The organism is Psychrobacter sp. ANT_H59 (genome assembly GCF_008369225.1).
In the GTDB taxonomy this organism is placed as follows: Bacteria; Pseudomonadota; Gammaproteobacteria; order Pseudomonadales; family Moraxellaceae; genus Psychrobacter; species Psychrobacter cryohalolentis.
Genome location: NZ_VOBE01000004.1, coordinates 180,457 through 193,464, shown reverse-complemented (window position 1 = coordinate 193,464; position 13,008 = coordinate 180,457). Strand labels below are relative to the sequence as shown.

Below are 13,008 nucleotides of genomic sequence, written 5' to 3'. Positions count from 1 at the left end.
CTGTTAGGCAGTTATTGATTGCGTAATTTTTTGAGACGAGCTTGCAGCTCAGCCAGTTTTTGATTTTGTAATTGTAATTTGCGAGTATAGCTCTCAAGCGTACCACTAGTTTTTGATAACTGCTGCGCTTGTGAAGCGGTACTTTGTCTTGATGATTTAAGCAGGTCTAACACCTCAGTGCTAAGTCCATTGCCCGTTGCCATGCCTGCTTTGGTTTTAGTGCCATCTGCGCTGCCTTCATGACCGGGAGCAAGGACAGAAAACTGCGCCTTTGGTAAAATTTGAGTCTTAGTGGTCGCCGGCTTTTCAGTATGTTTTGTTGCTTGCGTATTGTCACCTTTGGACACAGGATTTGATGCAGTTGGTTTTTTTGCGACAGGTGTATTGGCGCCTCTATATTGCCTTTGAGCACTGATAGCAGCTTCAAGTTTTTGCTGTGAAGGTAGCGCATCATAATTAGGTAAACTCAACTGTGCATCTGCTTTTAATTGATTGGCGTTTCTATTGATAAAAGCGTCAGGATTTTGCGTCTGAATTTCTTTCATGACGGTTTGAACGTCGATATTGTTCTTCTCTGCGATTTGCTGTGCAATCACCCACAAGTTGTCGTTACGCTGCACGGTATAATTGATCTCGCTACTAGCTGACTTATCTGATACTTGGCTTGAAGTGTTTTTTGCTGCGACCGACGTTTTAGGCGTCACTGCTTTCTGCCAGGTATTCGAGTTAGGGGGAATATTATTGAGAGGGGCTGTAGCGACCATATTATTACTATCATTTGGGATAATAGCTTTATTTTTATTGGTGAAAGCTGCTTCATTCGGAATCAGGGTTTTAGGCGCCATAGGACTAGCAACCATCATATCTGTATTGCTTTGACTCTTCGGCTGTATCTGACGAGTAATTTGTATGTTTAAAATATCGAGCTGTTTATCAATCTCTCTAGCAGCAGAAGGCGTACTATCTGAGGAGACGGTTAAAGCTGTATTATTGTCATTATTTGCGACCGCCATGACACTATTTTTTGTCACATCAATAGGATTATTTAATCGACCGTTTTCTAAACGGCTAGGCGCATAGGTTGTGACATTGCTTTGTGTCGTTGTTGCAACTGCTGTTGGTAAGCCAGAGGGTATAGTCGTTGCCTGAACGCTTGGTATTTGTGAGCTTGACGCTTGGATACTTGGCGTTTGAATAACAGGTACTTGTATATTAGGCGATTGAACATTGCGCTCGGGTAATGTTGCAGCCTTTAGTGTAGGTTTCGATGAACCAGATGACAATAAAGGTGGCGGTGCACCATTTCTAACCGTCAATGGCTGCGCGTTAGTTGTAGAAACCACGGGTAAATTAGGCTTTTTTGCGCCTGTTACGATATTTTTAGAAGTCGCAATCGGTAAGCTATCATTAAGCGGCATCAGTAATGTTTTTGGAATAACATTACGCTGATCGCCATCATTAATTGCTAGAATCACATCGGCAAAGGGTTTGGACATAGGCTTGGTGGTGGTAATAAAAACTTGACCACTTGTAGCTGAAGTCGGATGAAAGCGTACGATCATGGAATCAGTTGGGGTTAGACCCATTTGCTGATAAATGGCAGAATTTGCCAAACTGGCTGAAAAATCAGCGTTTTCAATATCAGTGACCATAATACTGGCAACTAAAGGTTCGTGCTGAGCTGAAATAACAACTGTTTTGCCGATAGTCGCTGCTTGGGCGCTAGATACTAAGGCTGCATAACTTATTGAATAAAACAATGCCATCGATACTGCGCGATGTATGCTAGTCAAGCGATAAGATAAATGACAAGACATATGCAGCCCTTTGGAGTAAAAGTTGTCTGTGTTGTTATAACAAAATACTGTTTAGTTTACCAGTTTATTCCACTGCTGTTGTGACCAATAGTTCAATTGCATGCTTAATATTTACACACATCAGTCAACTTTTTTATCAAGCAGCATGGCATCACCATAACTAAAAAACCGATACTCGGATTCGATAGCATGTTGATAAGCTTCTTCGATAGATTTTTTTGTCGCAAATGCGGATACTAGCATCAGCAATGTAGACTTTGGCAAGTGAAAATTGGTCAGTAGCTTATCTACGACGCCAAACTCAAAACCGGGATATATAAAAATCTCTGTATCACCTGCCCAGCCAGAAAGTGGCTGTCCATCGAATGCGGTTTGTTGGTAAGCCGTTTCAAGGACACGTGTGACAGTAGTCCCGATAGCAATGACTTGCTTGCCATTGGCATGGGTCTGATTGATAAGGTCGGCAGTGGCTTGAGGCAGGTGTGCATATTCGCTATGCATCGTATGATTCAGCAGGTTCTCTGTTTTTACCGGAGCAAAAGTACCTGCGCCGACATGCAGTGTAACAAAAGCGGTTTGAATACCTTTTGCCGCCAGCTTTTCTAATACAATATCGTCAAAATGTAAGCTTGCTGTCGGGGCAGCGACGCTGGCAAGCTTAGCAGGGTCATGAAAAACAGTCTGATAGCGAGTATTGTCGGTCGCATCGGCATGGCGTTCGAAATAGGGTGGAATAGGCAGCTCACCATATAGCTCTAAATCAGGCAGAATGGGCGTATCAAAAGCCCCAATAAATAAGTTATCTTGGCGTCCAATCATGACACCAGTCATATGACCATCAGCAAGTACAAGACCTTGTCCAAGCTTCAACGCTTTACTGGCTTTAACATGACAAAGAGCGATATGCTTTTTTGCAATAACCTTCATGTCTATGATGTCAGAGTTTGACGTTATTGTGTCTAGATCCGCGCTATTTAAGTCGGATAGAGCGACCAAACGCTCTATTAATACTTCAATCTTTCCACCGGTATCTTTTTGACCAAATAAGCGCGCTTTCATCACCTTGGTATCGTTAAAAACAATCAAGTCGCCTGCATTAAGTAATTCTGGCAACTCAGAAAACAGCTTATCTTCAACTCCAACCTGACGATTAGCATTGTTAGCAGGCAAATAAAGTAGCTTTGACGCGGAGCGCTGTGCCAATGGATAACGGGCAATCAGCTGGTCTGGCAGTTCATAATCATAATCATCAACACTTAGATACTCTAAAATATCGTCATTATGACTGGCAGTAATTTCAGAGTTATTATTTAAGGTTTGAGGTTCAGAATCAGTCATAAGAAAGTCTTTCGATAGGTGGGAATTTTGAGAGCAATTGTAGCAGAAATGAGGATATGAAAGAATGTTTTACTAAGCAGGACTTTTTTATTTAGGAAAGCTCTCTAAAGAATTCAGGCGAAAAATCATTCAAATAAATTTAATTGTGGCGTGACTTGCATGGCAGATGTGAGCGAAGAAAATGTCACACCAACCAATCGAATAGGAAGGGCACGCGGAATGTCCAAAAAGAGTTTATCTAACCAAAAGTGAGCGGATTCTGCGCTATCAAATGCCGTCGATAAGGTATGCGAGCGCGTGACTTGAGTAAAATCTGAGTATTTGACCTTTAGAGTAATAGTATAGGCAATAAGCTGTTTTTTGTGCAGCTGACTAAAGGCATCAGCATTTTGTTCATAGATTTGTATTTTTAGTTCATTATTATCCGTTAAATTATCTCTAAACGTAGTCTCAGAGCCCACCGATTTGTGTGTACGCTCAGACTTGACCGCACGCTCATCACGTCCATGAGCGATATCATGATAAAACTGTCCACGCTTACCGAACTCATTGACTAGTATGGCAGCTGGCGTACGCCGAAGGTCAGCGCCGTTACTAACACCCATTGCATGCAGGCGTTTGGCCGTTGCCTTACCAATACCGTGGAAGCGTTCAATAGGCAAAGTGCTGATAAAGGCATCAGCATCCGCTGGCGTGATGACCGCTGTGCCATTAGGTTTATTAATATCAGAGGCAATTTTCGCCAGCATTTTATTAAATGAGACACCGGCAGAGGCGTTTAGACCCGTTTGTTCTAAAATCTGCGCTCGTAACCAATTTGCCATTAATGTGGCTGAGCCTTGATGAACAGACAATCCAGTAACATCCAAATAGGCTTCATCTAATGATAACGGCTCAACATGTGGGGTCAGACTGTGCATGATACGACGTATCTCAACACTAACAGCACGGTAAACATCAAAGCGCGGCGGTACAAATATCACGTCAGGACAGCGCTTTCTGGCTTCATAGCATGACATGGCGGAGCGTACGCCAAACTTACGAGCTTCATAGCTTGCTGCCGCAACCACGCCCCGACCATTGGGATCGCCGCCAACCACCAATGGCTTGCCACGTAGCTCAGGGAAATCGCGCTGTTCTACACTGGCATAAAAAGCATCCATATCAATATGAATGATTTTGCGAAGGTTAGATTGGCTAACGTCAGGTTTAGTGTTTGTTGTTGGAACATGTATAGTCATAAAACTATTTTACCTGATTTTTCGCACCGATTTTGGTCTCTAATACTCAATCAAAAAGTGAGAAGTGTTACATAGATTGATAAAAAACAAGATTTTCATTAGAGTTTTTAACTACTGAAAACTGTTCTAAAAATTTAATATCGATAGTGCATCATCGTTCATTTAATCGATAATACTCAAAGAACTATTAGATTATAAGGTGCCAAATCTGATAAATATGCATGACACTTAGTAGTGTTTTTAATTGTACTGACCGTTCATATTCATATCTTGACCATTCATCGGAAATACTATATCTGGTTGTTACACTTTTGCTTGCATAGCGTTACAATAAGACAGCTAGGATACAAAGCGTTTATAGATAGAGCAAGAAAGGTAAATCATCGTTAAATATAGGCATAATGTTTGATGAGTACAGATGAGTAGCAAATGGATTTGCATCGCTTATATCAAGCTCATCGCTTTAGCAACGATAAAGATCATTAATAAATATCAGTATAGAAAACCCTATATTTCATGACGAATAGCTCAAACTATGGTGAGAGAAGTTAAGGAGCTGGGTATGAATAATGAGTTGAGAGGAAGTGATTTAACACGCGCATTGCTTGCACGAGGCGACAAACAAATATGGTGCGCAGTCGATGATGACAGTGATGAACAAGCGATGATGGATCATTGTGGTAACGATTTTACCGCTTATATTGTCGAATTTAAAGATGGCTGTTTTTACTGTAATTGTGGTACGGCTTGGCTGTTCGCAGTACCCATAAAAACAGTGGCTGCAACACAATCTGATATGAATATTTGAATAGCCTATTTTTCATACTTTAAGTTAAATAGTATAAATGGCAATAGCACCACTATATTTCCAGAAAAAAGCCTCCTAAATCGGAGGCTTTTTTGCAGCTTATATCAAGCATTTGGTGCATCAGGCTGCACCATAGGGTCAGCGTCGGCAAAAGCCTTTAATGTTCGACAGTGGGCGTCGATCGCAACGATATTTGGATAAGCACTGAGATCTACCTTGAAGCGTTCGGCAGAAGAGACCTGCGGAATCAGATAGCAATCTGCAAAAGTAGGGCTGTCGCCATAGCAGAATTTACCGCGTGTTTTGTCTTGTGCCAAGCGTTTTTCGAGAGCGTCAAAACCTTCACTCATCCAGCGATGGCACCAAGCCATGACTTGATCCTCATCTACTGACAGCTCATTACGCAGATACTGCAAAATACGTCGGTTATTTAGCGGATGGATATCACAGCCAATCATAGCGCTCAAAGCCCGTACTTGCATGCGACCTGCTGCGTCTTTGGGCAACAGAGGATGCTCAGGATAGACCTCTTCTAACCACTCCAAAATAGCAGGACTTTGATACAACCATAAATCATTTATTTGTACGACGGGTACCAAGCCTTGAGGATTAATAGATTGAAAGACGGCTTCTAATTGTTCATCTTTTGCTAAATTAACCGCAATGTAATCGTAATCTAACTGCTTTAAATTCATTGCGATACGTGTACGGTAAGAGGTACTACTGCGAAAGTAGCCATAAAGTGTCATCATAGTGCATTCCTTTTATTATGCTGTGTTGTGAGTAAGATAAAGGGTTATAATTACTGAGCTTATTAATGTCTTAAAGAGTAAAAGATACCTATTATGACATTAAGTCTTTATTTCAATTTTCTAATATTGTATTGATAACGCATTCAGTTAATCATTCACAGAGTAAACCATGCCAGCAGCTGAAAACCTGATAGAAAATATTCCTACGATGAATAAAAACCAAGGCGGCGTACAATCGCTTGAGATTGGGCTGTCGATATTAGACGTGCTCATCGATTGTAACGAGCCAATGATGCTAAAAGATATTGCACAAGCCATGCAAATGCATCCAGCAAAGTGCCACCGTTATTTGGTCAGTCTTATTCGTAAACACTATGCTCGCCAGCTCAGTGATGGACGTTATGGACTTGGTGATAGAGTTCATGCAATGGGTGCGCTAGGAGCAGTAGGTCATAATGGGTTTAATCAAAATAATATATTGGATCGTCTGACGTATATTGCTAATGAGATTAAAGACACGCTGAATTGCGGTGTACAAATCGCTAAATGGTTTAGCGAAGGTCCTATTATCATTCAATCTGTTGAACCAGATAGCGCTATTAGTATTATTACTCGTATCGGATCGCGTATGCCCTTGACCACGTCGGCGACAGGTCATTTGTTCGCAAGCTATCAGCCAGATACCATTATCAAACCCTTGGTCATCGCAGAATGGCAGGCGAAGCAAGAGCAAGCAATAACAGAGAAATGGCAGCACTTTAACCAGTTGCGAGCGAAAGTTCGAACCCAAGGCTATGCGACTGTTACTGGTGATATGTTAATGGGGATTAATGCGATTACTATTCCCGTTATCATACCGCAGCTATCAACCACTGCGAATCTATATGACAAAGACAAACTATCTGTTGAAAGTTTGTCTTTGGAGTATGCCATTACTATCATTGGTACCACAGAGCAGTTGCCCATGAGTGAGCAGCATAATGTGGTCGAGCAAATATTAGCAATTGCACAGCGTTATCAAATAGTGTAGCTCGTAAAATAGCTAAAAATTATCTTAGCCATTTTATAAAGAATAATCTAAACGCTAAAAAATATTACTCACCAGCAGGCGCGACTTCTCGTGCTTCAGCCAGCTCCTCTGCATGTAGAAACTGGGTATGAGCGGGTGCGCGTTTGGTACGTGACCATTCGTCCAGCATCTCATACTTCATCTCTTCAGTAATCATTGAAACTTTTTCTTCTGAGGTAATATCATCGTAAGTAAGCTCCATACGATGTCCATTTGGATCAAAGAAATAGATAGAATGGAAGATACCATGATTCGTCACACCAACCACGTCGATGCCGTTTTCTTCCAAATGCTTTTTAGCTGCCATTAAGGCATCACGGTTTTTTACCTTCATCGCTAGATGTTGTACCCAGCTTGGCGTATTAGGGTCAAAGCCCATTTCAGGCTGATTAGGCACTTCAAAAAATGCCAATACATTGCCATTGCCCGCATCTAAAAACACATGCATATAAGGGTCAAAGGCTTTGGTCGAAGGTACATGATCCTCAGCGAATGCTAGGATGAAATCCATATTCAGATATTTTTTATACCATTCCACGGTTTCTTTAGCGTCTTTGCAGCGATAGGCCACATGATGGATTTTTTCAATTTTAAAACTCATATCAAACTCCTTTTGATAGGGCGTACGATTCAACACACTGTCAGAGCATCATTAATAGATAATAACTATTTGACAGTGTGAGCCGTTTATTTATACAGCTGGTTTATGTCCGACTGTTATTTGTCAAAATCGAAGGTAAGGGCAGGCAATACTTTGCCGCGTACTTCACCAAAGCCAACACGAATACCGTCTTTTTCGCTATAGCCTTTCATGATGACCGTGTCACCATCTTCGATGAAGCTGCGTGTCTCGCCGCCTTTTAGGGTCACTGGTTTGGTCGCATTCCACGCAATCTCTAACATCGAGCCATAAGAATCAGGCGTCGGTCCTGAAATAGTCCCTGAACCCATCATATCGCCAACTTCTACTTTACAGCCAGTAATAGTATGGTGAGTCAACTGCTGCGCCATTGACCAGTACATATATTTAAAATTGGTTTCGCAAACCACCGTAGCTTCTTCAGCATTTTCAGGCAATAGTTCTACTGATAAATGAATGTCATAGCTATTATTGCTGTCTTTTTCGTTCAGATAAGCAAGCGGCTTTGGTTCTTGCGTTGGGCATGGCATCTTGAACGGTGCTAAGGCTTCCATCGTCACAATCCAAGGAGACACTTCAGAGGCAAAGGTTTTGGCGTTAAATGGACCTAACGGCACGTATTCCCATTTTTGAATGTCACGAGCTGACCAATCGTTTAGCAAAACCATACCAAAAATATGATCAATAGCATTATCTACGGCAATTGGTTGACCAATATTATTACCTTTGCCAACGACAAATGCCGTTTCAAGCTCAAAGTCCAGACGCTTACAAGGTGAGAAAATAGGGCGGTCATCGGCATTGGGTTTTAGCTGACCCGATGGACGTATCACATCTGTACCACTGACGATGACGGTGCTGGCGCGTCCGTTATAACCTACTGGCATCTCAGTCCAGTTAGGCAGTAAGGCGTTACTTGGGTCACGGAACATAGTACCGACGTTGGTTGCGTGTTCTTTAGACGAATAGAAATCGGTAAAGCCAGGTACTTGAACCGGCAGATGCATAATGACGTCTGATTGTTGAAATAGGGCTTTTTGCTGCAAATCTGTGTTGTCACGTAAAGTATCGCAATCACTAGAGAGTAGCGTTTGAATCGTTTTACGCGCTTTGCTCCAATTGTCTCGACCAGAATCAATAAAGGCATTTAACGTGTTTTGATCAAAATATGAACCACCGTCTAAACTCAATAGCCCTTCAGCTTCAAGTACTGATAAGTCTAATACTTGCTCGCCAATAGCGATACCAGCGCGACGTTTGCCGTCGATGCTGTCACTAAAAATGCCATAAGGCAGATTATGAATAGAGAAGTCAGAATCGGTTGCGATATCGAGGAAAGATGAGAGGTTTTTGTCAATCGTTGACATGATCGGCTCCTTGCTAAAGCGAATATTAAATTACGTTATAATTAACTACTTACGTATAATGTAATTTATAGCGTAATCGATTGCAAGTTTTTTTATGTGCTCGTTCTATAAATTGATTGAGTTTTGACTGAGACTAAAAGTTATTTGGTTATTGTTTTTGCTAAAAATATCACCATTACGAAATCCAACGCATGAAAAAAGGCTAAGTAACGATACTTAGCCTTTGTTTATATGTTAATAAAAGCGATGAGGGAATTAATCTTTTAAAACGTCAACCATTGCATTGGCAACATAGTCGATATTGGTACTGTTTAAGCCAGCAACACACATACGTGAGTTCGATACCATATAGATACCATACTTGCTTTGTAGTTGTGCAACTTGTTCAGGCGTTAGACCTGTAAAGCTAAACATACCGTTCTGGGCGGTCAAGTAATCAAAGCTACGACCTGGGATCTTTTCTTCTAATACTGATTTGAGTTTGGTACGCATAGATTTGATACGGTCACGCATCGCATATACTTCGCCAACCCATTGCTCATGCAAGGCTTCGTCGTTCATAACGATATCAACCACGCGACCACCATGTGATGGCGGGCTTGAATAGATACGACGTACCGTAGAGTTCAGCTGACCAAAGACGCGATCAGTTTCATCTACTGTTGGGCACACGACTGATAGACCACCGACACGCTCGCCATATAGCGATAAGTTTTTAGAGAATGAGTTGCTGACAAACAATGGCAGACCCATATCGACGGCTTTACGAATCGCGTAAGCATCGCTGTCCATATCTTCACCAAAGCCTTGATAAGCGATGTCCATAAACGGAATCAGCTCGCGTGCTTGAATGACGTTTAGGACTTGATCCCATTGCTCGCGAGTCAAATCAACGCCCGTTGGGTTATGACAACAAGGATGAAGCAGCAGAACATCATCTTTATTCAATGTCTCAAAAAACGCGATCATCTCATCAAATTTGATGCCACCAGTAGCAGTATCGTAGTACGGGTATTTACCGACTTCGACGTCAGACCCTTCAAAAATAGCAATGTGATTGCCCCATGTAGGGTCGCTCACGTAACACTTAGACTGCGGGAACCATTCGTGGATGAATTCTGCGCCGACTTTTAGTGCACCAGAGCCACCGATGGTCGCGATAGTAGCCACTAAGCCATCTTGTAAAATCTGAGCGTCTTTACCAAACAGCAATTCTTGACAGCCTTTGCGATGTCCTGGTAAACCTGCCATTGGTAAGTACGGACGCGGCGAGATAGGGTCAGCAATACGTTGTTCAGCGGTTTTTACACACTCAAGTACTGGCATTTTGCCATCTTCGTCATAATAGACACCGACACCCAAATTGACTTTATCTGGGTTGTTATCGGCTGCAAATTTGTCCATCAATCCTAAGATTGGGTCGCCGGCATAGTAATCGATACGTTCAAACATGTGTTTTCCTTACAAGGGATATAAGTACAAAGGTATAAGTTGAGGCGCTAAAAAGCATAAACCAGTTTGGGCATTAACTCAATGTTAGATTCCATTATCCCCACCAATTCATGCATTTTTTTGCCTAGTGATGCCATTTTCTTGAATCATCGTCTGACTTGTTTTGATAAAGGGTAGAAAGCTGGCTGTTAAATATTTTGCAAATCATCAAAATGGGTCGCAAAGTAGCCCTGCAAAAAATGCTTAAAAGCGATACTCGCCGGCGATAAAGCTCGCGATGAACGTTGGTAAATAAAGAATCGGCGCATTTTGACAGGTTGCGTCAAAGGTCGCATCTGCAAACCATTAGCGCTGACCCAGTCTATCACCTCAGGCATATAAGGCAGACACAAGGTAATACCAAAGCCTTGACGGGTCATCTCGAGCGCCGTCGACATAAAATTTACTTTATAGCGTGCTTGTTGTATGTGGTTTGCGATGCGCTCATCAAGCTCTGCGGTCACTTGCTCAATAAATGGACCTTGCAGGGTAATAAGCGGCGTATCAATCAAATCTTGCCAAACAATCTCAGATTTACGTGCCAGCGCATGACTATCAGGCATGACCACACAGAATGGCAGCTGATATAACAAGTCGGCACTGATGTCATCTTCAGCGTCCATAAACTCAAGCTCAGTGCCCACGCCCAAATCCACCTCAATGTTTTGAATGTGTTCTAAGACATTTTCTGCTGAGCAATCAAGCAAAGACACGCTAATCTCAGGATATTCTTTGGCAAACTGAGCGATAACCGCTGGCATAGAGGAGGCCGCAAACTGTGATACGGCGAGCCTGACTTGACCTTGCGCTAAGCTCGTTAAGCTACTGGCTTCATTCTCAAACAGCTGCATCTCATTTAAGATGCGCCGAGCTTGCGGCAATAGATGCCGTCCAACTGCCGACAACGACAGCTGGCGTGTAGTGCGATCAAACAACACAATGCCAAGGCTAGATTCAAGCTCTTTTATCAATCCACTGACCGCAGATTGGGTCAAATGCATCTGGTCGCTGGCACGAGTAAAGCTGCCGTTGTCAGCGACTTTGATAAAAGCGGTAAGTTGGCGAATGCTGATATTCATAAGTAAACCTGATAAATAAATCAAAAAATACGATTAGTCTTATAAATCAAGCTAATCTAATATAAATGAATCGTCAATAGGAATGATTGATGAAACTTATTTTTTGCTAATTTTTAGCGCTTTATACCACCAATTGCAATTAAGGATGATGACAATGGCAGATTTATTTGACAACCCTATGGGTCTACAAGGCTTCGATTTTGTTGAGTTCGTCTCACAAGAGCCTGAGCTTGTCGAAGAGCTGTTTCGCAACCTTGGCTTTACCCATGTCGCCAATCACCGCTCAAAAGATGTTTCCTTGTTTCGCCAAGGAGACATCAATCTCATATTAAACCGTGAGCCAAAAAGCCATGGCAGCTACTTTTTAGGTGAGCATGGTGCCGGCGCCTGTAGCATGGGTTTCCGTGTAAAAAATGCCCAGAAAGCTTATGATTTAGCGATCGAAAACGGTGCTGAACCAGTCGATGTGAAAACAGGGGTGATGGAGTTACGTCTGCCAGCGATCAAAGGTATCGGCGGCTCGCTCATTTATCTTATCGACCGCTTTACCGCTGGTAACTCTATTTATGACATCGACTTTGAATATCTGCCTGATGTTGATAAGCATCCAAAAGGCTTTGGCTTCAAAGTCATCGACCATCTAACGCATAACGTCTACCGTGGTCGCATGGCTTACTGGGCTGACTTCTACGAGCGTATCTTTAACTTCCGCGAAATCCGTTATTTCGATATCAAAGGTGAATACACTGGCTTGACCAGTAAAGCGATGACTGCACCTGATGGCAAAATTCGTATCCCATTGAACGAAGAGTCAAAGCAGGGCGGCGGTCAAATCGAAGAGTACTTGATGCAATTTAATGGCGAAGGTATCCAGCATATCGCGCTATTGAGTGATGATTTATTGTCTAGCATCGACAAATTGCGAGAGATGGGTATTCCACTCATGACGGCACCAAATGATACTTATTATAAGATGCTTGATGAGCGTCTACCAGGTCATGGCGAGAATATCTCTGAGCTGCAGATGCGCGGTATCTTGTTAGATGGCACGACGGAGGGCGATGTTCCGCGTCTGCTACTACAGATTTTCTCTGAAACCATCTTAGGCAGCCCAGTATTCTTTGAGTTTATCCAGCGCAAAGGTGATTACGAAGAAGGCTTCGGCGAAGGTAACTTTAAAGCATTGTTTGAATCAATCGAGCGCGATCAAGTACGCCGCGGCATGGTTGGTCAGACAGAGATAGAGACAGAAGCGCCATAATTTTCAGAGATTTCTTAAGAGTGCCTTTAAAAAAGCACTTTTAAACAAGTATCAAAAGGGCAAGATGAAAGGGGTTTATCTTGTCCTTATTACCTTTGTTACTCGGCTATTAATAATAAACGTTAAAAGCGAGGCAGACAAAGTG

At 42.3% G+C, this 13,008-nt stretch carries 11 protein-coding genes; 3 read left to right on the top strand and 8 right to left on the bottom strand.

The features are described 5' to 3' along the window. Positions 1 to 11: 11 nt before the first annotated feature. From FQ083_RS08405 to dinB, 3 genes are all read right to left on the bottom strand, one after another. Positions 12 to 1,817, bottom strand: a complete 1,806-nt coding sequence (locus FQ083_RS08405) for a FimV/HubP family polar landmark protein (RefSeq protein ID WP_149409536.1) — start codon at positions 1,815 to 1,817, stop codon at positions 12 to 14. Between the two features lie 120 nt (positions 1,818 to 1,937). Beyond that, positions 1,938 to 3,155 (bottom strand): tRNA preQ1(34) S-adenosylmethionine ribosyltransferase-isomerase QueA, encoded by a 1,218-nt coding sequence (queA, locus tag FQ083_RS08400; protein WP_149409535.1) that lies wholly within the window; start codon positions 3,153 to 3,155, stop codon positions 1,938 to 1,940. A gap of 125 nt (positions 3,156 to 3,280) precedes the next feature. Next, the gene (gene dinB, locus FQ083_RS08395) at positions 3,281 to 4,396 is read right to left on the bottom strand and encodes a DNA polymerase IV (protein ID WP_149409534.1); all 1,116 of its coding nucleotides are present in this window, start codon (positions 4,394 to 4,396) and stop codon (positions 3,281 to 3,283) included. Positions 4,397 to 4,958: 562 nt separating this feature from the next. On the opposite strand from dinB, the gene FQ083_RS08390 reads away from it, so the two are divergent. Then, positions 4,959 to 5,204 carry a hypothetical protein gene (locus FQ083_RS08390; protein ID WP_020443706.1) on the top strand — a complete coding sequence of 82 codons (246 nt, stop codon included), beginning with the start codon at positions 4,959 to 4,961 and terminating at the stop codon, positions 5,202 to 5,204. 104 nt (positions 5,205 to 5,308) lie between these two features. Here FQ083_RS08390 and maiA read toward each other — a convergent pair whose 3' ends face one another. Continuing rightward, a complete protein-coding gene (gene maiA / locus FQ083_RS08385) occupies positions 5,309 to 5,953 on the bottom strand; it encodes a maleylacetoacetate isomerase (protein ID WP_198010350.1) in 645 nt (214 codons plus the stop codon). 172 nt (positions 5,954 to 6,125) lie between these two features. On the opposite strand from maiA, the gene FQ083_RS08380 reads away from it, so the two are divergent. After that, entirely contained in the window at positions 6,126 to 6,986 is an 861-nt protein-coding gene (locus FQ083_RS08380) for an IclR family transcriptional regulator (RefSeq protein ID WP_149409533.1), read from the top strand. A gap of 64 nt (positions 6,987 to 7,050) precedes the next feature. Here the strand turns inward: FQ083_RS08380 and FQ083_RS08375 are convergent, their stop codons facing one another. The 4 genes from FQ083_RS08375 to FQ083_RS08360 all read right to left on the bottom strand — a co-directional run bounded on the left by FQ083_RS08375 (position 7,051) and on the right by FQ083_RS08360 (position 11,602). Continuing rightward, positions 7,051 to 7,626 (bottom strand): VOC family protein, encoded by a 576-nt coding sequence (locus FQ083_RS08375; protein ID WP_149409532.1) that lies wholly within the window; start codon positions 7,624 to 7,626, stop codon positions 7,051 to 7,053. Positions 7,627 to 7,742: 116 nt separating this feature from the next. Beyond that, positions 7,743 to 9,032 carry a fumarylacetoacetase gene (gene fahA, locus FQ083_RS08370; RefSeq protein ID WP_149409531.1) on the bottom strand — a complete coding sequence of 430 codons (1,290 nt, stop codon included), beginning with the start codon at positions 9,030 to 9,032 and terminating at the stop codon, positions 7,743 to 7,745. Positions 9,033 to 9,287: 255 nt separating this feature from the next. Then, positions 9,288 to 10,484, bottom strand: a complete 1,197-nt coding sequence (locus tag FQ083_RS08365; RefSeq protein ID WP_011513886.1) for an aromatic amino acid transaminase — start codon at positions 10,482 to 10,484, stop codon at positions 9,288 to 9,290. A gap of 188 nt (positions 10,485 to 10,672) precedes the next feature. Then, complete coding sequence (locus tag FQ083_RS08360; protein ID WP_011513885.1) at positions 10,673 to 11,602, bottom strand: LysR family transcriptional regulator; 930 nt, start codon at positions 11,600 to 11,602, stop codon at positions 10,673 to 10,675. Positions 11,603 to 11,756: 154 nt separating this feature from the next. Here FQ083_RS08360 and hppD point away from each other — a divergent pair, with 154 nt between their 5' ends. After that, the gene (gene hppD, locus FQ083_RS08355; protein WP_011513884.1) at positions 11,757 to 12,863 is read left to right on the top strand and encodes a 4-hydroxyphenylpyruvate dioxygenase; all 1,107 of its coding nucleotides are present in this window, start codon (positions 11,757 to 11,759) and stop codon (positions 12,861 to 12,863) included. Positions 12,864 to 13,008: the final 145 nt, after the last annotated feature.